Origin of the sequence: Blastococcus litoris (assembly GCF_003075095.1) — a bacterium.
In the GTDB taxonomy this organism is placed as follows: domain Bacteria; phylum Actinomycetota; class Actinomycetes; order Mycobacteriales; family Geodermatophilaceae; genus Blastococcus_B; species Blastococcus_B litoris.
This window is the reverse complement of sequence record NZ_QCZF01000001.1, coordinates 1-26325: the sequence shown is the minus strand read 5'-3', so window position 1 is coordinate 26325 and position 26325 is coordinate 1. Positions and strand designations below refer to the sequence as shown.

At 74.9% G+C, this 26325-nt stretch carries 28 protein-coding genes and 1 rRNA gene; 13 read left to right on the top strand and 16 right to left on the bottom strand.

Annotation, left to right across the window (positions count from 1 at the left end):
• The first annotated feature begins 1 nt into the window (after position 1).
• The gene (locus DCS98_RS00140; RefSeq protein ID WP_164704300.1) at positions 2-2473 is read left to right on the top strand and encodes an FtsX-like permease family protein; all 2472 of its coding nucleotides are present in this window, start codon (positions 2-4) and stop codon (positions 2471-2473) included.
• Between the two features lie 154 nt (positions 2474-2627).
• Positions 2628-3833, top strand: coding sequence for an MBL fold metallo-hydrolase (locus tag DCS98_RS00135; RefSeq protein ID WP_206340026.1), 1206 nt, complete (start codon positions 2628-2630; stop codon positions 3831-3833).
• Positions 3834-3839: 6 nt separating this feature from the next.
• Here DCS98_RS00135 and DCS98_RS00130 read toward each other — a convergent pair whose 3' ends face one another.
• Complete coding sequence (locus DCS98_RS00130; protein WP_206340025.1) at positions 3840-4826, bottom strand: LacI family DNA-binding transcriptional regulator; 987 nt, start codon at positions 4824-4826, stop codon at positions 3840-3842.
• A 196-nt stretch (positions 4827-5022) separates the two neighbouring features.
• On the opposite strand from DCS98_RS00130, the gene DCS98_RS23810 reads away from it, so the two are divergent.
• Positions 5023-6579, top strand: a complete 1557-nt coding sequence (locus DCS98_RS23810; protein ID WP_116449352.1) for a GAF domain-containing protein — start codon at positions 5023-5025, stop codon at positions 6577-6579.
• A 10-nt stretch (positions 6580-6589) separates the two neighbouring features.
• Here DCS98_RS23810 and DCS98_RS00120 read toward each other — a convergent pair whose 3' ends face one another.
• From DCS98_RS00120 to DCS98_RS00105, 4 genes are all read right to left on the bottom strand, one after another.
• Complete coding sequence (locus DCS98_RS00120; RefSeq protein WP_116449351.1) at positions 6590-7462, bottom strand: Fpg/Nei family DNA glycosylase; 873 nt, start codon at positions 7460-7462, stop codon at positions 6590-6592.
• A 73-nt stretch (positions 7463-7535) separates the two neighbouring features.
• On the bottom strand, positions 7536-9029 hold the full coding sequence (locus tag DCS98_RS00115; RefSeq protein ID WP_116450061.1) for an NAD-dependent malic enzyme: 1494 nt from the start codon (positions 9027-9029) through the stop codon (positions 7536-7538).
• Positions 9030-9066: 37 nt separating this feature from the next.
• Complete coding sequence (locus DCS98_RS00110; protein ID WP_164704299.1) at positions 9067-9507, bottom strand: SRPBCC domain-containing protein; 441 nt, start codon at positions 9505-9507, stop codon at positions 9067-9069.
• On the bottom strand, positions 9504-9980 hold the full coding sequence (locus DCS98_RS00105; RefSeq protein ID WP_241036949.1) for a DUF309 domain-containing protein: 477 nt from the start codon (positions 9978-9980) through the stop codon (positions 9504-9506). The genes DCS98_RS00110 and DCS98_RS00105 overlap by 4 nt, the downstream gene beginning before the upstream one ends.
• Positions 9981-10088: 108 nt before the next feature.
• Here DCS98_RS00105 and DCS98_RS00100 point away from each other — a divergent pair, with 108 nt between their 5' ends.
• The 5 genes from DCS98_RS00100 to egtE are packed head-to-tail and all read left to right on the top strand — an operon-like array spanning position 10089 to position 14074.
• On the top strand, positions 10089-10904 hold the full coding sequence (locus tag DCS98_RS00100) for a DUF4397 domain-containing protein (protein ID WP_116449349.1): 816 nt from the start codon (positions 10089-10091) through the stop codon (positions 10902-10904).
• Between the two features lie 21 nt (positions 10905-10925).
• The gene (locus tag DCS98_RS00095) at positions 10926-11582 is read left to right on the top strand and encodes a class F sortase (RefSeq protein WP_116449348.1); all 657 of its coding nucleotides are present in this window, start codon (positions 10926-10928) and stop codon (positions 11580-11582) included.
• A 44-nt stretch (positions 11583-11626) separates the two neighbouring features.
• A complete protein-coding gene (locus DCS98_RS00090) occupies positions 11627-12229 on the top strand; it encodes an RNA polymerase sigma factor (RefSeq protein ID WP_241036947.1) in 603 nt (200 codons plus the stop codon).
• Complete coding sequence (locus DCS98_RS00085; RefSeq protein WP_116449347.1) at positions 12210-12953, top strand: anti-sigma factor; 744 nt, start codon at positions 12210-12212, stop codon at positions 12951-12953. Before DCS98_RS00090 ends, DCS98_RS00085 begins: the two co-directional genes overlap by 20 nt.
• Positions 12953-14074 carry an ergothioneine biosynthesis PLP-dependent enzyme EgtE gene (gene egtE / locus DCS98_RS00080; protein ID WP_116449346.1) on the top strand — a complete coding sequence of 374 codons (1122 nt, stop codon included), beginning with the start codon at positions 12953-12955 and terminating at the stop codon, positions 14072-14074. The genes DCS98_RS00085 and egtE overlap by 1 nt, the downstream gene beginning before the upstream one ends.
• 4 nt (positions 14075-14078) lie before the next feature.
• On the opposite strand, the gene DCS98_RS00075 is transcribed toward egtE, so the two are convergent.
• From DCS98_RS00075 to alc, 3 genes are all read right to left on the bottom strand, one after another.
• Complete coding sequence (locus tag DCS98_RS00075; RefSeq protein WP_206340024.1) at positions 14079-15464, bottom strand: 8-oxoguanine deaminase; 1386 nt, start codon at positions 15462-15464, stop codon at positions 14079-14081.
• A 43-nt stretch (positions 15465-15507) separates the two neighbouring features.
• Positions 15508-15819 (bottom strand): DUF4333 domain-containing protein, encoded by a 312-nt coding sequence (locus tag DCS98_RS00070; protein ID WP_206340023.1) that lies wholly within the window; start codon positions 15817-15819, stop codon positions 15508-15510.
• 79 nt (positions 15820-15898) lie between these two features.
• Positions 15899-17020, bottom strand: a complete 1122-nt coding sequence (gene alc / locus DCS98_RS00065) for an allantoicase (RefSeq protein WP_116449343.1) — start codon at positions 17018-17020, stop codon at positions 15899-15901.
• 87 nt (positions 17021-17107) lie between these two features.
• Here alc and DCS98_RS22750 point away from each other — a divergent pair, with 87 nt between their 5' ends.
• A complete protein-coding gene (locus tag DCS98_RS22750; RefSeq protein ID WP_164704298.1) occupies positions 17108-17266 on the top strand; it encodes a hypothetical protein in 159 nt (52 codons plus the stop codon).
• A 6-nt stretch (positions 17267-17272) separates the two neighbouring features.
• Here the strand turns inward: DCS98_RS22750 and allB are convergent, their stop codons facing one another.
• The 7 genes from allB to DCS98_RS00030 are packed head-to-tail and all read right to left on the bottom strand — an operon-like array spanning position 17273 to position 22940.
• Positions 17273-18598, bottom strand: coding sequence for an allantoinase AllB (gene allB, locus DCS98_RS00060; RefSeq protein WP_116449342.1), 1326 nt, complete (start codon positions 18596-18598; stop codon positions 17273-17275).
• Positions 18595-19299, bottom strand: a complete 705-nt coding sequence (locus DCS98_RS00055; protein ID WP_116449341.1) for an urease accessory protein UreD — start codon at positions 19297-19299, stop codon at positions 18595-18597. Before DCS98_RS00055 ends, allB begins: the two co-directional genes overlap by 4 nt.
• A complete protein-coding gene (ureG, locus tag DCS98_RS00050) occupies positions 19296-19970 on the bottom strand; it encodes an urease accessory protein UreG (protein ID WP_116449340.1) in 675 nt (224 codons plus the stop codon). The genes DCS98_RS00055 and ureG overlap by 4 nt, the downstream gene beginning before the upstream one ends.
• 18 nt (positions 19971-19988) lie before the next feature.
• Entirely contained in the window at positions 19989-20618 is a 630-nt protein-coding gene (locus tag DCS98_RS00045; RefSeq protein ID WP_116449339.1) for an urease accessory protein UreF, read from the bottom strand.
• Positions 20618-22339, bottom strand: coding sequence for an urease subunit alpha (locus DCS98_RS00040; RefSeq protein WP_116449338.1), 1722 nt, complete (start codon positions 22337-22339; stop codon positions 20618-20620). The genes DCS98_RS00045 and DCS98_RS00040 overlap by 1 nt, the downstream gene beginning before the upstream one ends.
• Complete coding sequence (locus tag DCS98_RS00035) at positions 22339-22641, bottom strand: urease subunit beta (RefSeq protein WP_116449337.1); 303 nt, start codon at positions 22639-22641, stop codon at positions 22339-22341. Before DCS98_RS00035 ends, DCS98_RS00040 begins: the two co-directional genes overlap by 1 nt.
• Positions 22638-22940, bottom strand: a complete 303-nt coding sequence (locus tag DCS98_RS00030; RefSeq protein WP_116449336.1) for an urease subunit gamma — start codon at positions 22938-22940, stop codon at positions 22638-22640. Before DCS98_RS00030 ends, DCS98_RS00035 begins: the two co-directional genes overlap by 4 nt.
• A gap of 168 nt (positions 22941-23108) precedes the next feature.
• Here DCS98_RS00030 and DCS98_RS00025 point away from each other — a divergent pair, with 168 nt between their 5' ends.
• The 4 genes from DCS98_RS00025 to DCS98_RS00010 all read left to right on the top strand — a co-directional run bounded on the left by DCS98_RS00025 (position 23109) and on the right by DCS98_RS00010 (position 26121).
• Positions 23109-23471, top strand: a complete 363-nt coding sequence (locus DCS98_RS00025; protein WP_116449335.1) for a GntR family transcriptional regulator — start codon at positions 23109-23111, stop codon at positions 23469-23471.
• Entirely contained in the window at positions 23468-24400 is a 933-nt protein-coding gene (locus DCS98_RS00020) for an ABC transporter ATP-binding protein (protein ID WP_116450058.1), read from the top strand. The genes DCS98_RS00025 and DCS98_RS00020 overlap by 4 nt, the downstream gene beginning before the upstream one ends.
• Positions 24397-25095, top strand: a complete 699-nt coding sequence (locus tag DCS98_RS00015) for a hypothetical protein (RefSeq protein ID WP_116449334.1) — start codon at positions 24397-24399, stop codon at positions 25093-25095. The genes DCS98_RS00020 and DCS98_RS00015 overlap by 4 nt, the downstream gene beginning before the upstream one ends.
• A 93-nt stretch (positions 25096-25188) precedes the next feature.
• Positions 25189-26121, top strand: a complete 933-nt coding sequence (locus DCS98_RS00010; RefSeq protein ID WP_116449333.1) for a CE1 family esterase — start codon at positions 25189-25191, stop codon at positions 26119-26121.
• 84 nt (positions 26122-26205) lie between these two features.
• On the opposite strand, the gene rrf is transcribed toward DCS98_RS00010, so the two are convergent.
• A 5S ribosomal RNA gene (gene rrf, locus DCS98_RS00005) occupies positions 26206-26322 on the bottom strand.
• Positions 26323-26325: the final 3 nt, after the last annotated feature.

Sequence of the window (26325 nt, the reverse complement as noted above, 5' to 3'; positions counted from 1 at the left end):
CGTGCGCACCGTCCTCCTCGCGCAGGTCCGGGCGCACGCCGCCCGGCTGCTGGCCTCGACCCTGGCCGTCGTCATCGCGGTCGGCTTCGTCGTGGCCACGCTCGTGCTCGACCAGACCGCCCGCAGCACCGTGCTGGACGCCGTCGGCGCGCAGTACACGGGCGCGGCCGCGGTCGTCACCTCCGACGACGGGTCCTCGCTGGCCGACGACGCCGAGGCCGTGGCCGGGCTGAGGTCGGTCCTCGCCGTCGCGCCCACCTGGGAGACCTCGGTCCAGGCGGACGTGCCGGGCCGCACCGGCTCGCAGTACCTCTCCGTCGACACCGTCGCCGACGACCCGACGCTGCGCTGGCAGCGCCTGTCCGACGGCGCGCTGCCCGACCGGACGGGCGAGATCGCCGTGAGCGACCGCGCCCGCGCCTCCGTCGGCGACGTCCTCACCCTCACCACCTACGACGACGAGGGGAACACCACCACCTCCGAGGCGACCGTCACCGGCGTCGTCGACCTCAGCGGCGACCCGGAGGCATCGCTGTACGGCCGGGGCTTCGTGACCCCGGAGCAGGCCCGGGCCTGGGGCGCGGTCGACCCCACGGAGCTGCGCGTCGCCGCGGCACCCGGGGTCTCCGACGAGCAGGTCCGTACGGACGTGGCGTCGCTGCTGCGCGAGCAGCCGGTCGAGGTGGTCACCGGTTCGGAGCGGGCCGAGGACGCCGCCGCCTCGATGATGGGCAACGCGACCGCCCTGGCCGCCGTGCTGCTGGTCTTCGGCACCGTGGCCGTGCTGGTCGCCGGGCTGGTCATCGCCAACACCTTCGCCGTCCTCCTGGCCCAGCGGACCCGCGAGCTGGCGCTGCTGCGGTGCGTCGGCGCCACCGCCCGGCAGGTCCGGCGCAGCGTGCTCGGCGAGGCGCTGCTGACCGGTCTGGCCTCCTCGGCGATCGGCGTGGCCGCCGGCATCGGTCTGGCCGCCGGCATGTCGGCGCTCGCCGGTAGCTCCGACAGCCCGATCCCGCTCGCCGGGCTGTCGGTGCCCTGGTACGCGCCGGTGGTGGGCGTGCTCGTCGGCACCCTGGTCACCCTGCTCGCCGCGCTCGCCCCGGCCCGCGCCGCCACCCGCGTCGCGCCGCTGGCCGCCCTCCGCCCGGTCGACCCGGCGCCCCTGCGCTCGCGGTCCGGCGTCCTGCGGCTGGTGCTGGGGCTGGTGCTGCTGCTGCCGGGGATCGGCCTCATGGGGCTCGGGGTGGTCGTGGGCAGCGTGCTGGTCGCCCTGCCCGGCGGGGTGCTCAGCTTCCTCGGCGTCGTGCTGCTGGCGCAGCGGGCGGTGCCACCGGTCGTCGCGGCCGCGGGTCGGCTGGCCGGGCGGTTCGGCGGGGTGCCCGCGCACCTCGCGGCCGGCAACGCGACCCGCAACCCCCGGCGGACGGCGGCGACGGCCACGGCGCTGCTCATCGGCGTCACGCTCACCAGCGCCTTCGTCGTCGGCGCCGCCTCGACCCGGGCGACCGCCCAGGCCGGGCTGGTCGCGGAGTTCCCCACCGACATCGTGGTGAGCAGCTTCGACGGCGGCCTGCCCCCGTCGCTGCTCGGGACGCTGGGCGACCTGGACGGCGTGGACCGCGGTGCCGGCGTCCTGCAGGCCGACGTGCCGGGTCCGGACGGCGTGCCGAACTGGACCTACGGCGTCGATCCCGCCCGGACCGAGCCGGTCCTGCGGTCGACGGACGACATGCCGCTCCCGCTCCCCGGTCAGGCGCTGCTCCCGGAGTGGCTGGCCCAGGAGTGGGGCGTCCGGGACGGCGACAGCGTGACCCTCGGCGAGGCCGGCCGGGAGCGCAGCTTCTCGGCCCTGGTCGTCGACAGCGACCAGCCGCTGATGCTGACCGCGGACGACCTGCGCGCCCTGGCCCCGGAGCCGGTGCTGGGTGAGCTGTGGCTGCGGCTCGCCGACGCCGACCCGGACCGGCAGGTCGCGGCGGTCGACGAGATCACCGACGTCGTGGCCGAGACGGACCCGTCGGCGCAGGTGACCGGCCTGGTGACCCTGCGGGACCAGATCGACGAGGTGCTCGACCTGCTGCTGCTCGTGGTGACCGGTCTGCTGGGCGTCGCCGTCGTGATCGCGCTGATCGGCGTCGGCAACACGCTGGCGCTGTCGGTGGTGGAGCGGCGGCAGGAGAACGGGCTGCTGCGCGCGCTCGGGCTCACCCGGCGCCAGCTGCGGGGTCTGCTGGCGTGGGAGGCGGTGCTGGTGGCCGGGGTCGCGGCGGTCCTGGGCGTGCTGATCGGCGGCGCGTACGGGCTGATCGGCGCGGCGTCGGTGCTGGGGTCGGTCGGCGAGATCGTGCTGTCGGTGCCGTGGCTGCAGGTGGTGGCGATCGTCGCCGTGGCGACCCTGGCGGGGCTGCTCGCCTCGGTGCTGCCGGCCCGGCGCGCCGCGCGCACCGCCCCGGTGGCCGCCATCGCCGGCTGAATTGTTGATCAGGTCTCCTGATCGTTCTGGGTCCTGGCTCACCGTCCACACTGAGCCAGGACCCGGATCGATCAGCTCACCTGATCAACATGGCGGTCGGAGGACGTCGGGCGGTTCACAGGTCACAGGCGGTTCCGGCTGGGATGCTGGGGGCGTGCCGTCCCGCTTCGCCCGCCGCACCGCCCTCATCGCCGGCGTCCTCGGTGGTCCCGCCGGCTTCATCGCCGCGGCCGCCTGGGGGCTGCCCACCGCGCTCGGGGCGCACCGCCGGCGCCTGGCCCCCGTGGTCCGCCGCTCCAAGCAGTTCGCCGACGGCAAGTTCCACAACACCGTGCCGACGCCGGCGCTCTCGCCCGCGAACACCCGTGACGGGCTGCTGCGGCAGTGGCACGAGGAGCGGCACGTCGGGCTGCCGGGCGGCCCCATCCCCCTGGCGGCGGCCGAGATCCCGGTCGAGCCGGCCGAGCTCGCCGTCACCTGGCTCGGGCACGCCAGCGCGCTGCTCGAGGTCGACGGCCAGCGCGTCCTGCTCGACCCGGTGTGGGGCTACCGCGTCTCGCCGTCGCCGGTCTTCGGCCCGACCCGGCTGCACGAGCCGCCGATGCCGGTCGAGGACCTGCCCCGGGTCGACGCGATCGTCATCTCGCACGACCACTACGACCACCTCGACCTGCCGACGGTCCGGGCACTGCTGACGACGCAGACGGCGCCGTTCGTCGTCCCGATCGGGATCGGCGAGCACCTGCGCAAGTGGCACGTGCCCGAGGACCGCATCGTCGAGCTCGACTGGGACGAGACCCACGCCGTGGGCGGACTGACCCTCACCTGCACCGAGGCGCGGCACTTCTCCGGGCGCTACTTCTACCGGGACACCACGCTGTGGGCGTCGTGGGCCATCACCGGCCCCCGGCACCGGGTCTTCTTCGGCGGCGACACCGGCTACACACCGGCGTTCGCCGGCATCGGCGCCCGGCTGGGCCCCTTCGACCTCACCCTGCTGCCGATCGGCGCCTACAACGACGCCTGGCACGCCATCCACATGGACCCGGAGGAGGCGGTGCGGGCGCACGGCGACGTCGGTGGCCGCGTCCTGCTGCCGATCCACTGGGCCACGTTCAACCTGGCGTTCCACCGCTGGGCCGAGCCGGTGCAGCGGCTGCTCGCCGCCGCTGGCCGCACCGGTGTGCAGGTCGTCGTCCCGCAGCCCGGGGAGCGGATCGACGTCCTCGACCCGCCGCCGCTCCGGGACTGGTGGACGGCGGTCGGTTCCGCCGCGGACGGCGCGCACGAGGACGGCGGGGTGGGGTCGTCGGTCCTGGCGCGGACGGTGACGCGCCTGCTCTCGCTCCTGCCGGGCTGACGCCGGCTAGGCGCTCCGCCGCAGCACCAGCGTCGACGGGAAGAGGACCGTCCCGTCCCCGACCGGGGCCTCGAGCGCCCCGCGCGCGGCGGCGGTGGCGATCAGCTCCACCGGGTGGGTGGCCGTCGTGAGGTCGGTCAGCTCGGCGGCGAGGACGTCGTCGAAGCCCACCACCGCGACGTCGTCGGGCACCCGCCGGCCGTGGCGGCGCAGCACGTCGAGCGCGCCGAGGGCGACCTCGTCGCAGCTGGCGAGGATCGCGTCGGTGTCGGGCCAGCGGGCGAGGACCGCCTCGGCGCCTTCCTCTCCCGACCGCCGGTCGAAGCCGCCGGCGACCGTGCGGGGCGGGAGACCGGCCGCCTCGGCCGCCGCACGGAACGCCGCCACAGGGTGCTGGGCGCACGGGAGCCAGGCCGGCCCGGTGATCATCGCGATGCGACGGCGGCCCGACCGGACCAGGTGGGCCACCGAGGTCGTCGCCGCGACCGCACCCTCGACGTCGAAGGAGGGGACGTCGGCGCTGCCCGTCCCGATGGAGACGGTCCGGCCGCGCAGCCGGCGCGGCAGCCCGGCCAGCATCGCCTCCGTGGTGTTCACCAGCACGACACCGGCGACGGTGCGGTCCCGCGCCAGCGCCTCGAGGCCGGTCAGCGGGTTGCCCAGCGGCAACCGCCGGACGGTGGCGCCGAGCCCGTCGGGCGCGCACACCCGCGCCGTCGCCATCAGCACCCGCGCGGTGTACTCGCAGTCGAGGACGTCGTCGGAGGTCCCGGTGACGGCGACGACGACCCGCGTGCCCGCGCCGCTGACCAGCGCCCGCGCGATCGGGTCCGCGACGTAGCCCATCGCCTCCGCGGCGGCCCGCACCCGCCGCAGCGCGTCGGCCGAGACCGGCCCCGACCCGGTGATCGCACGGGAGACGGTGGCGCGCGAGACCCCCGCGGCCCGCGCCACGTGCTCGAGGGTCGCCGGAGGTCGCGCGTCGTCCCGCACGTCCCCGTCGTACCACGGAACGGGACGGGACAGCAGTGCCTGCCGGGCTGGAACCGTTCTCACCGGACTCGGGGAGGGCGGCGTGTCGAGCGTTGGATGTGGCGCAACCTTTCTACTGTCGATCACGACGCCGCCGTCCCGAATCCGCCGGTCAGCGAGCCTTCTCCGTTCCCGATCGACGAAGCCGAGGACCGACATGACCGTGTTCGGACGACGCCCGACCGCGCCGGACTCGGGACGGGCAGCCGTGGCCGAGGCCCGCGAGAACGTGGCCGCGGTGACCGACGTGGTGACCGCGCTCGCCCGCGCCCGGACCTCCGAGGACGTGATCCGGAGCGCCCTGGACCTGGTCCGCGAGCGGTTCGGCTGGGCCTACGGCTCGTACTGGCGGGTGGACCCGGCCGACCGTGCCCTGCACTTCGTCCAGGAGACCGGCGACGCCGGGCAGGAGTTCCGCGAGGTGACGTTGGCGGCGTCCTTCCGCGAGGGCGTCGGCCTGGCCGGGCGGGCGTGGCGGGCGCGGGACCTCGTGTTCGTCCCGGACCTGGGGAAGCTGGGCGACTGCGTGCGCGCCCCTGCCGCCCAGCGGGTCGGCGTCCGCAGCGGGATCTGCTTCCCCCTGCTGGAGGACGGCCAGGTCACCGGGACGATGGACTTCTTCGCCACCGAGACCCTCGATCCCTCGCCCGAGCGGCTGGACGCGCTGCGGGCGATCGGCCGGCTGGTGTCGCAGACGATCGAGCGGGTGTTCAACGCGGAGCGGCAGTCCGAAGCGGCCGAGGACATGGCGGCGGTGAACCGCGTCCTGCGGGCGGTCTCCGCAGCGGCGACCCCCGACGAGGCCATGGCGCGGTGCCTGGACACCATCCGCGAGGGCTTCGGGTGGGCCTACGGCTCCTACTGGACGGTTCGCGACGAGGATCGCGCGCTGCGCTTCGTCCTGGAGTCGGGCAGCGCGGGCCAGGAGTTCCGCGACGTCACGATGGCCGCCTCCTTCCAGGAGGGCGTCGGCCTCGCCGGACGCGCGTGGCGGGCGCGCGACCTCGTGTTCGTCGAGGACCTCGCCCAGGTCACCGACTGCGTGCGCGCCCCGGCGGCGCAGCGGGCCGGCGTGAAGTCCGGCGTCTGCCTGCCGATCGTGGTCGGCGGGGACGTCATCGGGACGATGGACTTCTTCGCCACCGAGACGCTCGAGCTCTCCGCCGGGCGCGAGGACGCGCTGCGCAACACCGCGTTCCTCCTCGGTCAGGGCATGGAGCGGTTCGCCGCCGCCCAGAAGCTCGAGCGGGCCGCCCGCGAGCTGCTGGACTCGATCAGCGAGGTCGAGCGCAACGTCCTGTCGGCCACGACCGTCGCGGGCGACGGTAAGCGGCTCACCCAGGAGGCGAACGACCACGTGGCGGGCCTCGGCGACTCCAGCGCGGACATCGGCAAGGTGGTCAAGACGATCCGCGGCATCGCCGACCAGACCAACCTGCTGGCCCTCAACGCCACGATCGAGGCGGCCCGGGCCGGCGAGGCCGGGCGGGGCTTCGCCGTCGTCGCCAACGAGGTCAAGGAGCTCGCCGCCGAGACGGCGCGGGCCACCACGGACGTGGACGCGAAGGTCTCCGCGATCCAGCAGCAGGTCGAGCGGGTGGTGACGGCCCTCGCGGCGATCAGCTCCGCGGTCGAGAGCATCAACGAGACGCAGACGGTGATCGGCGGCGTGCTGACCGAGCAGGCCGCGGTGACGAAGGCGATCCTCGACTAGCGGCCGGCTCTCACCGGAGCAGCTTGGACATCCGGCGGTCGGCCAGCGGCTTGCCGCCGGTCTGGCAGGTCGGGCAGTACTGCAGCGAGGTGTCGGCGAAGCTGACCTCGCGGACGGTGTCACCGCAGACCGGGCACGGCAGGCCGGTGCGCGCGTGCACCTGCAGCCCGGAGCGCTTCTCGCCCTTCATCGTCGCCGCCTTCTGCCCCAGCTGGCGGCCCAGCGCCTCGGTCAGCGTCTCCCGCACCGCGTCGTGGAGACGGATCACCTCGTCGTCGTTGAGCTTGTCGGCGCCCTTGAACGGCGAGAGGTGCGCCGCGTGCAGGATCTCGTCGGAGTAGGCGTTGCCGATGCCGGAGATCAGCGTCTGGTCGGTGAGCGCGCCCTTGAGCTGACCCGACCGGCTCGCCATCAGCGCGGCGAACTGCTCGCGGTCGACCGCCAGGGCGTCCGGCCCGAGCCGGGCGATGCCGGGCACCTCGGCGGGCGAGCGGACGACGTAGACGGCCAGGCCCTTGCGGGTGCCCTGCTCGGTGAGGTCGAAGCCCGGGGCGGGCGGGTCGGTGTCCAGCGGCGCGAGGTGCACCCGCAGGGCGAGCGGACCCTTGCCCGGCTTGGGCGGGGCGGGCGGCAGGCCCGTGCGCCAGTGCAGCCAGCCGGCCCGCGCGAGGTGCACGACCAGGTGCAGCCCGGAGACGTCGAGGTCGAGGAACTTCCCGTGCCGAGAGGCGCCGGTGATCTCCAGGCCGGCCAGCGCGCTCAGGGGCGGGTCGAAGGTCTTGATCGCCTGCACCGACGCCAGGTCGGCCCGCGCCAGCACGCGGCCGACGGCGTTCTCCCGCAGGAACGCCGCCAGCGCCTCCACCTCGGGCAACTCGGGCACCGGACCATGATCGCGCGGATCGCGCCCCCGCGCCGTCCCCCGATCTGAGCTTTCTGTGCAGAAGGCTCGAGGGTCAGGCCGGTGTGGTCTCGATCCCGCTGACCTCGACGGTCGCGCCCGGCTCGTGCCGCGCCTGCTCGGCGACGGCGGCGGCCACGGCCGTGGTGACGGCGGCGTCGAACACGCTCGGGATGATGAAGTTCGCGTTCAGCTGGTCGTCACCGACGACGGCGGCCAGCGCGTCGGCGGCCGCGAGCAGCATCCCGTCGCTGATCTCCGTGGCGCGGGCGTCGAGCAGGCCGCGGAAGACGCCGGGGAACGCGAGCACGTTGTTGATCTGGTTCGGCAGGTCCGAGCGGCCCGAGGCCACGATCGCCGCGAACTCGCGGGCCCGCACCGGGTCCACCTCGGGCGTCGGGTTGGCCATCGGGAAGACGATCGCGCGCTCGTTCATGCGGGCGAGGTCCTCGACCTTCAGCACGTTCCCGGCGCTGACCCCGATGAAGACGTCGGCACCCACGAGGGCGTCGGGCAGCTCGCCCCGCTCCGCCGCCGGGTTGGTCAGCTGCGCGAGCTGCTTCTTGGCCGGGCCGAGCCGGTCGTCGTCCGGGGAGAGGATGCCCTCGCGGTCCCAGACCAGCACCTTCCCGGCGCCCGCCTTCAGCAGCAGGTGCACGATCGCCGTGCCCGCCGCGCCACCGCCGGCCACCACGATCTTCACGTCGGCCAGCTGCTTGTCCACGACCCGCAGCGCGTTCTTCAGCGCGGCGAGGGCGACGATCGCCGTCCCGTGCTGGTCGTCGTGGAAGACGGGGATGTCCAGCTTGTCGCGCAGCCGCTTCTCGATCTCGAAGCAGCGCGGCGCGGCGATGTCCTCGAGGTTGATGCCGCCGAAGCCGGGCGCGATGAGCTCCACGGTGCGCACGATCTCGTCGACGTCCTGGGTGTCGAGGCAGATCGGCCACGCGTCGATGTCGGCGAAGCGCTTGAACAGCGCCGCCTTGCCCTCCATGACCGGCATCGCGGCGCCCGGCCCGATGTCGCCGAGACCGAGCACGGCGGACCCGTCGGTGACGACGGCGACGGTGTTGCCCTTGATGGTCAGCCGGCGCACGTCCTCCGGGTGCTCGGCCAGCGCCAGGCAGACGCGGGCGACGCCGGGCGTGTAGGCCATCGACAGGTCGTCGCGGGTCTTCAGCGGCACCTTCGAGGCCACCTCGAGCTTGCCGCCCAGGTGCAGCAGGAACGTCCGGTCGCTGACCTTGCGCACCTTGACGCCGGGGACACCGCGCAGCGCCTCGACCATCTCCTCCGAGTGCGCCGCGTCGGCAGCGGAGCAGGTGACGTCGACGGTGAGCCCGTCGGGACGGCTGTCCACCACGTCGATGGCGGTGACCGCGCCCCCGGCGCTGCCGACCGCCGTGGCGATGCGGCCGATGCTCGCCGGATCGCCGTCCGAGGTGAGCCGGACGGTGATCGAGTAGGAGGCGGAGGTCACCGGTCCCCGGGGGACGGCGGTGGGAACGGGCTCTGCGGCGCCGGCAGCGGGCGCGGTCTCGGTGCTCATGACGGCGTCCATCGTCTCACCGCCCGGGCCGGCCCTCTCAGGTCGCCGGGCGTGAGACTCGTCCCTCCGCCTTCGCCTTGATCCCCGCGCAGAACTGCCGGAACGACGGGTTCAGGTCGGGGGTGCTGCGGCCCAGCAGCCCGGCGAGCGGGCCGGAGTGGTCCTCCCGGACGGTGAGCACGGTGCCGCCGCCGTCCTGTGCGTCGAGGAGATAGGTCCGCTCGATGACCGCCAGCCCGGCCGGCAGACCCCCGCGCCACCGCATCGCCTCCCGCGGGCGCAGCTCGGTCACGGTCGCCGTGAAGGGCCGGTTGCGGATCATGGTGGCGTAGACGGTGATCGGCTCCCCCAGCGCGACGGTCCCCTCGACGCGGTCGACGCCGGAGTCCCAGTCCCGCCAGCCGCCGACGTCGATCAGCAGGGCCCAGACCTCCTCCGGGCTCGCGTCGATACGGGTGACCGCCTCGAAGCTCCTCACGGGGGTGGAGTGTCCTCCGCTCCCCGGTCCCCTGCCAGGGTCAGCCGCGGCGGCACGTCCCCCGGCGCCCGGGCCCACGCCACCAGCCCGGGGACGTCGATGCCGTGCGGCGGGGCTGCGGCGTAGGGCGCCAGGTTCGCTGCCGCGCGGTCCAGCAGGGTGGTGGCGCCACGGTCGTTGCCGCGGGCGGCGTGCGTGAGGCCCACGGCGAACTGCGCGAGGCCCCGCCACAGGCCCCGCTCCTCCTCGACGGCGGACTTCCACGCGTCCTCCAGGACCTCGTGCGCGTGGAAGGGCCGCCCCGCGTCGAGCAGCGCCTGGGCCTCGGCCAGCGCCCGCGCCGGCTCGCGGACGACGCCCTCCGGCGCCCGCTCCTCGCCCACGGCGCCATAGGGCAGGGGCCGGCCCAGCGCGTCGCGGGGACGCGCGTTGCGCGCCCGCCCGTCGGCGTCGCGGTCCCGCGGGGTGCTCACCCGGTCAGTGTGCCCGTCGAAAATGGTTGAGAACGGGTGCATCCGGTTCACGGGCTCGCTGTGAAAGGAGGGGTGACAGGCAGTTCCACTCGGAGAGAAGGACATCCCATGAGCCCGACCCGCACGTCCCTGCGTGCCGCCGGCGCCCTCGGTGCCGCCGGTGCGCTCGTCCTGCTGGCGACCCCCGCGACGGCCGCTGACACCGCGACCGTCTCGATCCTGCACGGGGTGCCCGACACCCCCGTCGATGTCTACGCCAACGGCGAGCGGCTGCTCGACGACTTCCAGCCCGGCACCCTCACCGATCCGCTGCAGCTGCCGGCCGGCTCCTACGACCTGGCGCTGTTCCCGGCCGACGCCGCGGACGGCTCGGGCACGCCGCTGCTGTCGGCGAACGGCGTGGCCGTTCCCGCGGGCGCGAACGCCACCGTGGTCGCCCACCTGACCGCGGAGGGCCAGCCGGCCCTGACGCCGTTCGTGAACGACACCTCCCCCGTGCCGGCCGGCCAGGCCCGCGTCACCGTCCGGCACGTCGCGGCGGCGCCCGCCGTGGACGTCCGTGCCGGTGGGCAGGTCGTCGTCCCGGGTCTGGAGAACCCCGACGAGGCCAGCCTGACGGTGCCCGCGGGCACGGTCAGCGCGGACGTCGTCGTCGCGGGCACCGACACCGTGGCGATCGGCCCGGCCGACCTGACGCTGGCCGAGGGCGCGACCACGATCGTCTACGCGTGGGGCGCCGAGGGCGGCTACGACCTCGCCGTCCAGACGATCAGCGGCGCGCACTCCGCCCCGTCGGGCGTGCCGGGCGGCACGGCCGGGCTCGTCGACGACGGCGCGCTCCCGGCGCCCGTCGCGGCGCTGTCGGTCATCGGTCTGGTCGCTGCCGGAGCGGGCGCCCTGCGCCTGGCCCGCGGCCGCGCCTGACCGGGCGAGCAGGAGACCACCGTGCGTCCCGCCGTCGCCACCACCGTCCTGGGTCTCGCCCTCGCCGTCGGCGCGCCGACGACCTGGGCGCTCACCCGGCCGGCGGAGACGGTGGGCGCACCGGTGGAGCAGGCCCTCCCCGTCCCGGCGTCCCCCAGCGCCGGGCCGGGGAGCCCCGGTGCGCTGCCCGAGGCCACGGCCCGGCCCGCGTCCCCGGATGACCAGGAGCAGCGGCCCCCACCGGTGCGCCTGGCGGTTCCCGCCCTCGGGGTCGACACCGCCGTCGACCCCGTGGGCGTGGAGCCCGACGGGCAGATGACCATCCCGGCCGAGGTGGACCGGGTCGGCTGGTACCGGTTCGGCCCCGCTCCCGGGGACGACGGATCGGCGGTGGTCGCCGGGCACGTCGACGACCGCGAGCAGGGCCTGGGCGCGATGGCGCCGCTCCGGGACGCGCAGGTCGGCCAGGAGGTGGCGGTGACCGACGCGACCGGGACGACGACGCGCTGGCGGATCGTCTCCCGCGAGCTGATCCAGAAGTCGGTGCTCCCGCTCGACCGGCTGTTCGCCCGCGAAGGTGCGCCCCGCCTCACGCTGATCACCTGCGGCGGCCCGTTCCTCCCCGAGTTCGGCAGCTACCGGGACAACGTCGTCGTGGTCGCGGAGCCGGTCCGGTGAGCCTTCTCGCCGTCCGGCCGGGGGACATGGGTAGCGTTCGGGTCGTGGGAACGCACCCGGGCGAGGCGCAGCCGGGCGCCCCCGACCCGGACGACCGCGAAGTCGGTCGCCGGTTCGCGGCCGGCGACGAGCAGGCGCTCGCCCTGGCCTACGAGCGCTTCGCCGGGCAGATCCACGGCATGGCCGTCCGGGCGTTCGGCCCCGGTCCCGACGCCGAGGACGTCACCCAGCAGACCTTCGTCTCGGCGTGGACCGGCCGGGCCGGCTACCGGCCCGAGAAGGGCCCGTTCCCGGGCTGGCTGGTCGGGGTCGCTCGCCACAAGATCGCCGACACGTGGGCACGCCGCGCCAAACAGCGCCGCGAGGCCGAGGCGGCGATCTCCGAAGCCCAGGCCGGGCCGGCCAACCGGGTCGCCCCCGGCTTCGACAGCCAAGTCGCCGACCGCGTCCTGGTGCTCGACGAACTCGAGCTCCTCGGCCAGCCGCAACGGGGGATCATCGAGCTGGCCTTCTTCGAGGACCTCACGCACGCCCAGATCGCCGCCCGCACGGGCATCCCGCTGGGCACCGTGAAGTCGCACATCCGGCGCACGCTGGAACGGCTCCGCAGCAGGTTGGAGGTGGACGGTGCAGCACTGCACGCCTGAGCAGCTCGCGCTCGCCGCGCTCCGCGAGCCGCTACCCGCCGAGGACGCGACCCATCTCGCGGCCTGCGACCGGTGCCGGGCGGAGGTGGCGTCGCTCCAGCGCGCCGTCGACGCCGTCGCCGTGCCGCAGTTCGCCGCGACCGCGCCGTCCGTCCCGCCGCCGCCCCGCGTCTGGGACGCCATCGCGGCCGCGACCGGCGTCTCCGCGACCCCGCGGACCGAGGGCGCGCGGCAGGAGCCGCTCGTCGAGCCGGAGCCCGAGCAGCCGGTCGCCCCGGTGCTGCCCCTGCGGCCCCGCCGCCGGCCCGTCCTCCTCGTCGCGGCCGCCGTCGTCGCCGGTGCCGTCGTCGGCGCCGGGGTCGTGGCGGTGGTGCAGGGCCGGGACGACGGCGAGCAGGTCGTCGCCGTGGACCTCGACCCGCTGGCCGAGAACGACGCGTCGGGCCGGGCCGAGGTGGTGCAGCTCGACGACGGCTCCCGCGTGGTGCAGGTCGACCTCGACGCGCCGTCGCTGGCCGACGAGTACTACGAGCTGTGGCTGATCGACCGGGACGTCGTCGGCATGGTCCCGCTGGGCGTCGTCCGGCCGGGCAGCCAGACCGTGGAGCTCCCGTCGGATCTCGACCTGGGGCAGTTCCCGCTGGTCGACGTCTCGGTCGAACCGCTGGACGGCGACCCGACGCACTCCGGTGTCTCGGTCGCCCGGGGCGAGCTCGACACCTGATGGGCCCCGGTCTCCTCCACGACGACCTCGGCACCGCCTGGCGCAAGGCTCGTCCCCGTCCGGCGGGACGACACCTCGACAGCGCGGCGTCGAGCCGGCAGAGCCACCGTGCGCTCGAGGCGGCGGCGCACCACGCGCGGCACGAGGCGGAGCTCGGCGGGTACGTCGCGGAGGCGGCCGCCGCCGACCTGCTGCAGCAGGGGCGCTCGGTGATCGGTGGCCTGGCGGGCATGGCCGCCGCCGACGTCGCCTTCGTCGGGTCGGCCCAGTCGGCCCTGGTCGCGCTCCTGACCGGGTGGCGGCTCCCGGCCGGCTCGCGGGTCGCCTGCCTGCCGGGCGAGTACGCGCCGAACGTCGCGCAGTTCCGCGCGTTCGGGCTGACCCCCGAGCACCTGCCCGTCGACGCGGCCGGTCGCGCCGACGTCGAGGGCGTCGAGCGGCTGCTGGCCGCGGATCCGCCGTCCTTCGTGCACCTGACGCAGATCCCGAGCCACCGCGGTGTCCTGCAGCCCGCCGCGGAGGTCACCGCCCTGTGCCGGGCCGCCGGTGTGCCGCTGGTGATCGACGCCGCCCAGGCGCTGGGCCACGCGGACGTGGACCTCGGCGCCGATGTCGTCTACGGCACCTCGCGCAAGTGGCTCGCCGGCCCGCGCGGGGTCGGCGTCCTCTGCGTCCGGCCCGCCCTGGCCGCCCGCCTCACCCCGGTGCTGCCGGGGCCGGAGGACGAGCCGCCGATGCGGGCGTTCGAGTCGGGCGAGGCCTACGTCGCGGGCCGGATCGGGCTCGTGATCGCCGTCGGCGAGCACGTGGCCGCCGGGCCCGACCGGGTGCGCGAGCGGCTGGCCTCGATCGGCCGGACGACCCGCGAGCTGCTCGACGGCGTGGGCGGCTGGCGCGTGGTCGAGCCCGTCGACGAGCCGACGGCCAGCACCACGCTGCGCCCGCCGGACGGGGTGGACGTGGTCGGGGTGCGCAGCCACCTGCTCACCGAGCACGGCATCGTGGTGAGCGCCATCGGCCCGGGCCGGGCGCCGGGTGAGATGACCGGCCCGGTGCTGCGGGTCTCCCCGCACCTCGACGTCGAGCTCGAGGACCTGGAAGCCCTCGCCGCCGCCCTCTAGCGCTTCATCGCGACAGAGCGCGCTGCATGCGCTCGGAGACGCGGCGGTGGACGGCGAGCTGCTCCTCCAGCCCGGGGTGCACGGGGACGCCGTCCTCGACGACCACCCGGCCACCGACGACGGTGTGCCGGGCCGACACCGGCCCGCAGCGCAGCCACGCCTCGACCGGGTCGGACAGGGCGCCGGCGAACCGCGCCCCCTCCAGTCCCCACACCACGAGGTCGGCGCACGCCCCGACCGACAGCTCGCCGATCTCACCGGTGCGACCCAGGCACGCCGCTCCTCCGCGGGTGGCGATCTCGAGGGCGTCGCGCGCCGACGTGGAGCCCGCACCGTGGCGGAGCTTGCCCTGCAGCATCGCCGTCCGGGCCTCCAGCCACAGCGACGCCGAGTCCGCCGACGCCGAACCGTCGACGCCCAGCCCGACAGGGGCGCCGGCGGCGCGCAGCTCGGCGACCGGTGACAGCCCGCTGCCCAGGATCATGTTGGACGACGGGCAGTGCGCGGCGCCGACCCTCGCCGCGCCCAGCCGCCGCACCTCGTCGTCCGAGGGCCACACGACGTGCGCCAGCCACGTCCGGTCGGTCATCCAGCCGACGTCGGCCAGGTACTCGACCGGGCGGCGGCCGAACGTCTCCAGGCAGAAGGCGTCCTCGTCCTGCGTCTCGCAGAGGTGGGTGTGCAGCCGGACGTCGAGCCGCTCGGCCAGCTCGGCGGTGCGGGTCATCAGCTCGGTGGAGACGCTGAACGGCGAGCACGGGGCGAGCGCGATCCGGGTCATCGCCGATGGGGAGCGGTCGTGGTGGGCGTCCACCAGCCGCTGCGACTCGGCCAGGATCTCGTCGTCGTCCTGGACGACGGAGTCCGGCGGCAGGCCGCCGTCCTTGACCGACAGCGACATCGAGCCCCGGGTGAAGTGCGACCGCATGCCCAGGTCGCGCGCGGCGGCCAGCTCGGCGCCGATCAGGTCACCGGCGCCCCGCGGGTGCACGTAGAGGTGGTCGGTCGAGGTGGTGCAGCCGCCCAGCGCGAGCTCGGTGAGCCCGACGTAGGCGCTGACGTAGGCGGCCTCCTCGTCCAGCCGCGCCCAGAGCGGGTAGAGCGTGACCAGCCAGTCGAACAGCCCGCCGGTCAGCGCGGGTGCGAAGGCGCGGGTCAGGTTCTGGTACAGGTGGTGGTGGGTGTTGACCAGGCCCGGCGTCACCAGGCAGCCGCGCGCGTCGACGGTCCGGTCGGCGTCGGGCCTCGCGTCCGCCGCTCCGCCCAGCCCGCTGATCGCCCCGTCGGTCACCGCCACCCAGCCGCCGGGGATCTCGCGACGCGCGTCGTCGACGGTGGCGACGAGCTCGGCGTCGGTGATCAGCAGGTCGGCGCGCGCGGGGGTCTCCACGCCCCGCATCCTGCCCAGGCCGGATGTCGGCCGCGTTGCGGGGCTACCCGACGGGTTCCTCGTCCACCTCGACGTCGAAGTTCGCGGTGTCGCCCTCCACGGACGTGACGGTGACCGTGACGCCGTACTCCTGGTCGTCGCCGTCGACGCTCAGGGTGCAGCGCGTCTCGGCGCCCACCTCGGCCTCCAGGTCGTCGGGGCAGTCGACGTTCGGGCGGGCGCCGACCTCGGCCTCCAGCGCGTCCTCGGCACCGTTCGCGACGTCGTCCGCCGCGAGCGAGCTGGAGCCGCACGCGGCGAGCCCGGCGGCGAGGAACGGGGCGGCGAGCAGCAGGGGAAGACGGCGGCGGGACACGGGCGGCTCCTCGGGCAGGGGGCGAGGCCGCCGACCCTAGCGGCGCGGGACCGCTCCCCCCACCGGTTCGCGCGCGGTCTCAGCCGGCCGGGCCGTCCAGCAACCGCGCGACCTCCGGCGGCAGCTCGCCGGTGAGCGGGCGGGCGCCGACCAGCCGGCCGGCGACCTGCGGCGGCACCCCGACCGATCCGAGGACCTCCAGCGCCTGCAGGTCGGGCAGGGCGTCGAACCAGCGCCGCCCGAGCGCGGCCCGGCCGGCCGCGGTGGGCCGGCCCCAGAGCCGCAGCCGCGCCATGCCCCCGTCGGGGAACACGTCCAGCCGCACCCTCTCGACACCGGGCGCCCCGTCGAGCACGAAGCGGTGCCGGGTGTCGGGCTGCAGCCGGGTCCGCGGGAGGAGGATCACCTCGCCGTCCGGGCCGGTGCCGGTCAGCGACGCCGTCCCAGGGGCGTTGTGCAGGAACCAGCTGGTGTCGAGCTCGGCGAGCGTGACGACGCCCTCGCAGGCCAGGGCCACCTCCACCCAGTCGTTGCCCGAGCCCCGGCGGCGCGCGGTCTCCCAGCCCTCGCCCATGTCCCGCGCCAGGCCGGGCGCGATCAGCTGCTGCGGCCGGCCGTAGAACTCGTCGCTCACCCCGGTCACGACGGCCCCGTTCTCGAGCGCGGCGAGGTCGCACGGGCCGGCGTCCAGGTGACGGGGGTCGGGCAGCGCCGTGCCGTGCACGCGCAGCCGGGCGACCCCGCCGTCCGGGTGGATGTTGAGCCGCACGTGCGTGACCCGGCGGTCGGAGTGCACGGGGAAGACGTTGTGCGAGTTACCGGCCAGGTCGTGCAGGCCCAGCAGCGGCTGCCAGTCGGCCTTGAGCAGCTCGTCGACCGAGCAGTGCCCCTCGATCGCCGCGCCGTCGACCGAGGCCTGCGGTGGGTAGTTGCCGGTGAAGAACGCGGTGTCGACGACGACCCCCGCCACCGTGCCCGGCACCCCGAGCCGGACGACGGCCCAGTCGTGCCCGGGTGTGCGGCGACGCCGGGTCTCCCAGCCGTCGTAGACCTTGCCCTTGTGCCCGAACCCGGTGCGCGCGACCGGGGCCTCGGGGCGGACCAGGTTCTCCCGCTCGGCGAACGACTCGTCGTTGGCGGCGACCACCGCCCCGCCCAGTGCACGGCTCGCCAGATCGGGCAGCCGGGTGAAGTCGGACATCGAGCTCCCTGTTGCGCTGGGGACGGTCGCGGGCCCACTGTGGCACGCACACCCCGCCGGTGCGCCACGTCCCTCGGAGGAGCAGCCATGACCACGCCCGAGAACGAGGACCTGAAGGCCCGCGCCAAGGACTACGTCGAGCACCTGCCGGCCGAGACGGCGCTGGGCAACCCGGACCCCGAGGGCGGCGACCTGTCGGACCCGAAGACCTTCGAGGAGACCAGCCCCCGGGGCAGCGAGGCCTGAGCCGGGTCAGGCCCCCCGCGCCAGCAGCCGCCCGACGGGCTCGCCGTCGGCGACCCGCCCCCGGAGCCAGGTGCGCCGGACGACGCCGTGCAGCTCGCGCCCGGTGTAGGGGGTGACCGGGTTGCGGTGCTCGAGGTCCCCCACCGTCCAGCGTTCCTCCGGCGCGAACGCCACGAGGTCGGCGTCCTTGCCGACGGCGATGCTGCCCTTGCCGGGCAGCCCGGCGAGTCGGGCCGGCGCCCCGGCCATCCACCGCACAACCTCCGCGAGCCCGATGCCGCGGCTCCGCGCACCGCTCCACACCACCGGGAGCGCCACCTGCAGGGACGCGATGCCGCCCCACGCCGCGCCGAAGTCCCCGACGTCCAGCCGCTTCAGCTCGGGGGTGCACGGCGAGTGGTCGCTGACCACCATGTCGATCAGGGACCGGCCACCGTCGCCGCCGGCCAGCGCGGCCCACAGCGCCTCGCGGTGGGCGGTCTCCCGGATCGGCGGGCAGCACTTGAACGCCGTGGCCCCGTCGGGGACCTCCTCGGCGGCGAAGGTCAGGTAGTGCGGGCAGGTCTCGACGGTGATCCGCACCCCGTCGGCCCGGGCCTCCCGCAGGATCGGCAGGGCGCCGGCGTCGGCCAGGTGGACGACGTGGGTCCGCGCCCCGGTGGCGCGGGCGGCCTCGACCAGCCGGCCGATCGCTGACTCCTCGGCGGCGCCGGGCCGTGACGCCAGGAACCCGGCGTAGCTCGGCCCGCTGGGTTCCGGCGCCGCGGCGATCACGTCGGCGTCCTCGGCGTGCGCGATCAGGAGCCCGTCGAAGCGGGCCAGCTCGGCGAGCGCGGCGCGCAGGCCTCCGTCGTCCAGCGGCGGGAACTCGGGGACGCCGGAATCGAGCAGGAAGCACTTGAAGCCGACCACGCCCGCCTCGTGCAACGGGCGCAGCTGGTCGAGGTTGCCGGGGACGGCACCGCCCCAGAAGGCGACGTCGGCTGCCACCTGCCCCTTCGCCACCTCGCGTTTCACGTGCAACGCCTCGACGGTGGTCGTCGCCGGGATCGAGTTGAGGGGCATGTCGACGATCGTGGTGACGCCGCCGGCGACCGCGGCGCGCGTGGCGGAGGCGAAGCCCTCCCACTCGGTGCGCCCGGGCTCGTTGACGTGCACGTGGCTGTCGACCAGCCCCGGGAGGAGCACCTCGTCCTCGGCCAGGGTGACCGCGGACGCCGGGGCGTCGACGAAGGCGGTCACCGCGGTGATCCGGCCGGCGTCGGTGTGCACCGCCGCCGGCCGCTCCCCGTCGGGCAGGAGCACGCGTCGGGCGCGGACGACGAGGCTCACGCGGCGGCCCCGACCGAGGGGTGGAGCCGCTCGGTCGCCCGCACCACCCGGTGCAGCTCGCTGCCCCACGCCGTGGTCACCCAGCCGCCGGGCAGCGGCAGCCGGACGGCGTCCTCCCCGGTCAGGACGTCCGCTCCCGCTCCGATGTGCACCGTCGATGCATAGGCCCGGGGGGCCACCGGAGGCAACCACGCGGGCTCACCGGGCCCGAGCCCGACCGTGGTGTGCAGCAGCGGCCGGCCGGCCCGTTCGACCCGCGTCGTCCCGGTCCAGCGCCCCGGTTCCTCACCCGTCCGGCCGAGCAGGACCTGCTCGGTCGCGGTGAGCACCGCCCCCTCGTCCAGGGTCACGGCGAGGTCCGCGACGTGGTGGGCGCGGACGGCCACGACGGTCGGCTCGAGCCGCAGGTCGAGCGTCCCGGAGACCTCCGCGATGACGCGCTGCGCCGAGGGCCGGGGATCCCCGCGCGACGGCAGGGCGACCGCCGCCGCCACCGAGCGCACGGCCAGCGTGGCGCCCTCCTCGACGACGAGGGACACCCGCACGTCGTCCCCGCCGAGAGGACCGAACGCGGTGGCGACCAGGTGGACCGACGAGGGTCCGGTGCGCCGGACGGCCAGCTGCCCCGTCGCCCGGACGACGGGCAGCACGGTGCGGCCGCCCGGACCGGCCCGGGCGACGACCTCGACGACGGTCCTCACGCGCCCTGGAGCGCCCGCACCCGGATCTGCTCGCGCACCCACTCGGCCACCGTGACCGCGGACGGGTCCTCGCGCAGCGAGATCAGGTGCGTCGGCTTCCCGTCGCGCACGGCGGCCGAGTCACGGCGCATGACGTCGAGGTCGGCGCCCACCAGGGGCGCGAGGTCGGTCTTGTTCACCACGAGCAGGTCGGCCGCGGTCACCCCCGGCCCGCCCTTCCGTGGCACCTTGTCCCCGCCCGCGACGTCGATGACGAAGATCTGCACGTCGACCAGGCCGTAGCTGAAGCTCGCCGTCAGGTTGTCGCCGCCGCTCTCGACGAGCACGAGCTCGAGGCCGGGGTGCCGGCTCTCCAGCAACTCGACCGCGTCGAGGTTGGCGGTGATGTCGTCGCGGATCGCGGTGTGCGGGCAGCAGCCGGTCTGCACCGCCTCGATCCGGTCGTCAGCGAGGACGGCGTTGCGGCGCAGGAAGTCGGCGTCCTCGGTCGTGTAGATGTCGTTGGTGACGACGGCGAGGTCGTGCTCGGTGCCGAGCGTGCGGCACAGCGCGGCCGCCAGCGCGGTCTTGCCGGAACCGACCGGCCCGCCGAGGCCCACCCGCAGCGGGCCCCCGTGGCGATGGGTGACCGGCGCGTCCACGTAGTCGTCGAGGTTGTGGTCAGGCGGCATGCGTCCTCCAGGTGAGCGTCATGAGGCGAAGAACGTGTCCCTTCGTACGGCGTGCACCTCGGCCAGGAGGTCGAGGAGGGGATCGGTGGCGGCGGGGAGCCCGGCGTCCACGGCCGCCTCGGCGACGGCGTCGACGTCCGGGGAGAGCCGGGCGGTGAGCGCGGCGACGGCGAGCGGGTCCATCGCGAGCAGCCGCTGGGCGGCGGTCGCCGGACCGCTGATCGAGAGGTAGGCGGCGGCGTGCGCGGCGTCGCGCGGTGTCAGCCCGGCCGCGGCGGCGGCCACGCCGAGCGCTACCGGGTGGTGCGGCCGGTCGGGCAGCCCGTCCCAGGCGCCGGACGGCCAGGCCCGGCGGGCAACCCGCACCAGCCCGCGTCCCTGCTGCCGCGAGGCGAGGCGCAGCGCCGGCGACGGCGTGCGGGCATCGGCCTCGTCGTCCAGGGCGGCGAGGTCCCCGCCGGCGCACGCGCCGGCCGCCAGGCCGGCGGCGACCGCGCCCGACGTCGTCAGCCGGCGGAGCAGGAACGCGGCCAGGCTGCCGGGGTCGTGCACCAGCCCGGCGGCGACCGCCTGCTCGACCCCGCCGGAGTGGGTGTGCCCGCCGGCCGGCAGCCGGGAGTCGGCGAGGGTGAGCAGTGCGGCCGTCATCAGAACAGGAAGTACCGCTGCGCCATCGGCAGCTCGCTGACCGGCTCGGGCTCCCACACCTCGCCGTCCACGGAGACGGTGAAGGTGCCGGGGTCGACGCGGATGTCGGGGAGCGCGGTGTTCTGCGGCATGTCCGCCTTGCCCAGCCGCGTGGTGTCGGCGACGGCGACCAGCCGGCGGTCCACCGCCAGCCGGTCGGCCAGGCCGGCGTCGATCGCCGCCGGCGCGACGAAGTGCACCGACGTCAGCGCCGGCACCTTGCCGTAGGCGCCGAACATGGGCCGGGGGAGCTGCGGCTGGGGCGTCGGGATCGAGGCGTTGGCGTCGCCCATCTGCGCCCAGGCGATCATCCCGCCCTTGAGCACGACGTGCGGCCGGACGCCGAACGTCTTCGGGTCCCAGAGCACCAGGTCGGCGAGCTTGCCCGGCTCGACGGAGCCCACCTCGCCGTCGATGCCGTGCGCGACAGCGGGGCAGATCGTGTACTTGGCGACGTACCGGCGGGCGCGCAGGTTGTCCGCGGCGCCGTCGCCCGCGAGCGAGCCGCGCTTCCGCTTCATCACGTGCGCCGTCTGCCAGGTCCGCAGCACGACCTCGCCGACGCGGCCCATCGCCTGCGCGTCCGAACCGATCATCGAGATCGCACCGAGGTCGTGGAGGAGGTCCTCCGCGGCGATCGTCGTCGGCCGGATACGGCTCTCGGCGAATGCGAGGTCCTCCGGGACCGAGCTGTCCAGGTGGTGGCAGACCATGAGCATGTCGAGGTGCTCGTCGAGGGTGTTCACCGTGTGCGGCCGCGTCGGGTTGGTGCTCGACGGCAGCACGTTCGGGTGCCCGGCGACGGTGATGATGTCCGGCGCATGACCGCCGCCGGCACCCTCCGTGTGATAGGCGTGGATGCTCCTGCCCGCGATCGCCGCGAGGGTGTCCTCGACGAACCCGGCCTCGTTCAGCGTGTCGCTGTGCAGCGCCACGGGGACCCCGTGCTCCCCGGCCACCGTGAGCGCTGCGTCGATGGCCGCCGGTGTCGACCCCCAGTCCTCGTGCAGCTTGAAGCCGCTGGCGCCGGCCCGGAGCTGCTCGCCCAGCGACTCGCGGCGCACGGTGTTGCCCTTGCCCAGCAGCGCGACGTTGACCGGCAGCGGGTCCATCGCCTCGAGCATGCGCGCGAGGTACCAGTCGCCGGGGGTGATCGTGGTGGCCTTCGACCCCTCGGCGGGTCCGGTGCCACCGCCGATCAGCGTCGTGACGCCCGACCCGAGCGCCGTCGGCACGATCTGCGGGCAGATGAAGTGCACGTGGCAGTCGATGCCGCCCGCGGTCAGGATCTTGCCGTTCCCGGCCAGCACCTCCGTGCCCGGGCCGATGACGAGGGCGGGGTCGACGCCGTCCATCGTGTCGGGGTTGCCCGCCTTGCCCAGGGCCACGACCCGGCCGTCCCGGATGCCGACGTCGGCCTTGACGATCCCCCAGTGGTCGAGGACGACGGCGCCGGTGATGACCAGGTCGGGAGCACCCTCGGCCCGCGTGGCCCGCCCCTGGCCCATCGACTCGCGGATCACCTTGCCGCCGCCGAAGACCGCCTCCTCCCCCGCGAGGCCGGGACCGCCGGAGAGGTCGTCGGTCACCTCGATGACCAGATCGGTGTCGGCCAGGCGCACGCGGTCACCCGTCGTCGGTCCGTAGAGCTGGGCGTAGCGCTCCCGCGACAGCTGCACCATCAGCCGAGACCGCCGTCCGCCGTCAGGCCCGGGACGACCCGCGCGCCGGCCAGCGGGACGAGGATGACCGCCCTGGTGATGCCCGGTTCGAAGCGGACCGCCGTGCCGGCAGCGATGTCGAGACGATGCCCTCGTGCCGCCGCGCGGTCGAACCGCAGGGCGCGGTTGGTCTGCGCGAAGTGGAAGTGCGAGCCCACCTGCACCGGCCGGTCGCCGGTGTTGGTCACCTCGATCTCGATGCGCGGGGCCCCCGGAAGGGTCTCGATGACGCCGTCGACGGGGAACACCTCTCCCGGGATCACGGGATGGGGTGGTGGACCGTCACGAGCTTGGTCCCGTCCGGGAAGGTCGCCTCCACCTGCACCTCCTCCAGCAGCTCGGGGACGCCGTCCATGACGTCGTCCCTGGTGAGGACGGTGCGGCCGGACTGCATGAGGTCGGCGACCAGGACGCCGTCCCGCGCCCCCTCCAGCACGTGGTCGGTGACGATGGCCGTCGCCTCCGGCAGGTTGAGCCTCAGGCCCCGAGCGCGCCTGCGCCGGGCGAGCTCCGCGGCATAGGACAGGAGCAGGCGCTCCTGTTCGTGCGGCGACAGGTGCAACGAGCTCGACCTCCGGACGTCGTCGGGGACCGGACGTTAGCCCTGCTGTGTGACGGCCCTGTTGCGCGAGCCGGGCACTTGCGCCGGAGGAACCGCTGGTCCTATGGTTCATTACATGAGTAATGAACCCAGGGACCCGCGCGGCCCGGGTGCGGACCGGACGGCGTCGTGAACGAGGACGCCGGCCCCATCTTCCGGCAGGTGGCCGACGAGATCGAGAACGCGATCGTCGACGGCTCCCTCGCCGAGGAAGCACAGGCGCCCTCCTCCAACGAGCTGGCCGCCTTCCACCGGATCAACCCCGCCACCGCCGCCAAGGGGCTCAACCAGCTGGTGAGCGACGGGGTCCTCTACAAGAGACGAGGAGTCGGGATGTTCGTCGCCACCGGCGCCCGCGACCAGCTGCTCAAGCGCCGCCGGAGCGAGTTCGCCGACCAGTACGTCCGCCCGCTGATGACCGAGGCGCAGAAGCTCGGCATCTCCGGCCGCGAGCTCGCGGCCATGATCGATGAATGGGAGGGGCGGCGATGAGCCAGCCCACGAGCACCCCGGCGGCCGTCCTCCGCGACGTCACCATGCGCTTCCGCGAGCACACCGCCCTCTCCGACGTCAGCACCGTGATCGAGCAGGACGCCATCACCGGCCTGCTCGGCCGCAACGGGGCCGGCAAGACCACGCTGATGCAGCTGCTCACCGGCCACCGCGTGCCGACCAGCGGCAGCGTCGAGGTGTTCGGCGAGCGGCCCTACGAGAACGAGGCGGTGCTCAGCCGCATCTGCTTCATCAAGGAGGGGCAGCGCTACCCCGACCACTTCCGGGTGCGCGACGCCCTGGACGCCGGAGCCCTCGTCTTCCCCGACTGGGACGCCGACCTGGCGCAGTCGCTGCTCGTCGACTTCGACCTGCCCGCCAAGCGGCCGATCAAGAAGCTCTCCCGCGGCATGAACTCCGCGGTGGGCATCATCATCGGCCTGGCCTCGCGGGCGCCGGTCACGCTGTTCGACGAGCCGTACCTCGGCCTGGATGCCGTCGCGCGGCAGCTCTTCTACGACCGGCTGCTCGCCGACTACGCCGAGAACCCGCGGACCGTCGTCCTCTCGACGCACCTGATCGAGGAGATCGCCAGCCTGCTCGAGCGGGTGCTGCTCATCGACCACGGCCGGGTCCTGCTCGACGCCGACGCCGAGTCGCTGCGCGGCACCGCGCTCACGGTGACCGGACCGCGGGAGCGGGTCGCCGCCTTCGGTGCCGGGCACGAGGTGCTGCACACGGAGAGCCTCGGCGGGCACAGCCGCTCCGTCGTCCGCCTGCGCGGCGGAGCCGACGGCCAGGACGCCGCTGCCGCGGGCCTCTCCTGGGAGCCGACCAACCTCCAGCAGCTCGTCGTCGCCATGAGCCTGCAGACCACCCGGCCCGGCCAGGCCGCGCCCTCCGACGACCTCGAGGAGATCAACCGATGAACCGCGTCCTCGCCGCGGCCCGCCTCCAGGTGGTGCACCCGCTCGTCATCCTCGGGATCCCGTGGCTCGTCGTCGGCATCAGCTTCGCCATCAACGTGGCGATCTGGGGGCTGGCCGGGCTGCGCGACGTGCCCGAGGCCGGCTTCACCGGCGGGGTGCTCGCGCTCTACATCACCGTCTGCGTGGTGTTCGTCCAGGCGGTCACCCAGCTGCTGCCGTTCGCGATGGGGGTCAGCCTGAGCCGGCGCACGTACTGGCTCGGCGTCTCGCTGGTCGGCGTCCTGTCCGCGCTGGGGTACGGGATCGCCCTCGCGGTGCTCGACGCCATCGGGGACGCCACGGACGGGTGGGGCGTGGGCCTGAGCTTCTGGGCCCCGGAGCCGATGCAGGCGGACAACTTCTTCCTGCAGGTGCTGGTGTCCGGCGCACCCATGCTGGCTTTCATCTTCTCCGGCATCGGGATGGGCGTCGTGGTCAAGCGCTGGGGCCCGAACGGCCTCTGGGCGCTCGCCCTGGCTGCCCTGCTGCTGTTCGGTGGGCTGGCGGTGCTGATCACCGGCCTGGGGGCGTGGACGACGGTCGGCGACTGGCTGGGGGACCGGTCGCTGGCGACGTTGTCGATCGGGCTGCCGCTGGTCGTCGGGGCCGTCGTCGCGGCGCTGTCCTTCGCGGGGATCCGTCGCGTCGTGCCCTGACCCCGGAGCTCCGCCGACGAGGCCCCGCCCCAACGGGCGGGGCCTCGCTGCGTCGGGCCCCGGACCGGTCGCGATGCCCTAGGTTGTCGCCGCATGGGGACGGCGCGACACAGGGGCGCCCTGGTCGCCGTCGCGCTGGCGGCCGTGCTGGTCGCCGTCGTCGTGGTCGCCCTGGTGCTGCGCAGGTCGACGTCGGACGAACCCACCGGGGCTGTGGCGCCGCTGGCAGCCGGCGCATCCAGCCAGCGGCTCGACGTCGACGGTCGGGAGCGGTCCTACCGCGCGTACCGGCCGACCGGGCTGGCGGCCGCGGCACCGCTCGTGCTCGTGCTGCACGGCGGGGGAGGGAGCGCGAGGCAGGCGGAGGAGGCCTACGGCTGGACGGAGGTCGCCGAGCGCGAGGGCTTCGTGGTGGTCCACCCCGAGGGCGTGCACCGCGCGTGGAACACCGACGGCGGCTGTTGCGGGCGGGCCGCCGCCCAGGACGTGGACGACGTCGCCTTCCTGACCCAGGTGGTGGACGACGTCGCGCAGCGGGTGGACGTGGACCCCGACCGGGTTTTCGTCACGGGGATGTCGAACGGCGCGATCATGGCCTACACGCTGGCCTGCCGGACCGACGTCTTCGCCGCCGTCGCGCCGGTCGCCGGCACGATGCTCGTCGACTGCCCGGACCCGGCCCCCATCTCCGTGTTCCACCTGCACGGGACCGAAGACACGGCGGTGCGCATGGACGGCTCGCCGGGGGAGCGCGCCGGCATCGTCGGCCCGCCGGTGGCCGACGTCGTGGGCCTGTGGCGGTCGGTCGACCGGTGCCTCGAGCCGTCGGTCGTGGTGGACGCACCGGTCCGACGCTCGGTGAGCGGGTGCGCAGACGGGCGCTCCGTGGAGCTGGTCACCGTGGACGGAGCCGGCCACCAGTGGCCGGGTTCCGAGGTGAGACGGCCGGCGGCCGATGCCCCCTATCCGGGACTGGACGCCACCGAGAACATCTGGCGGTTCTTCGCCGCCCACCCCCGCCCCTGAGTCCGTGCTCCGTGGCGATGAAGCGCAATGGGTGCCGGAACGCCGAAGGGCCCCAGCGTGTGCTGGGGCCCTTCGGGAATGGTTGTCCGGCGGCGTCCTACTCTCCCACCCCGTCTCCAGGGCAGTACCATCGGCGCTGAGAGGCTTAGCTTCCGGGTTCGGAATGTTGCCGGGCGTTTCCCTCTCGCCATGGCCGCCGTAACT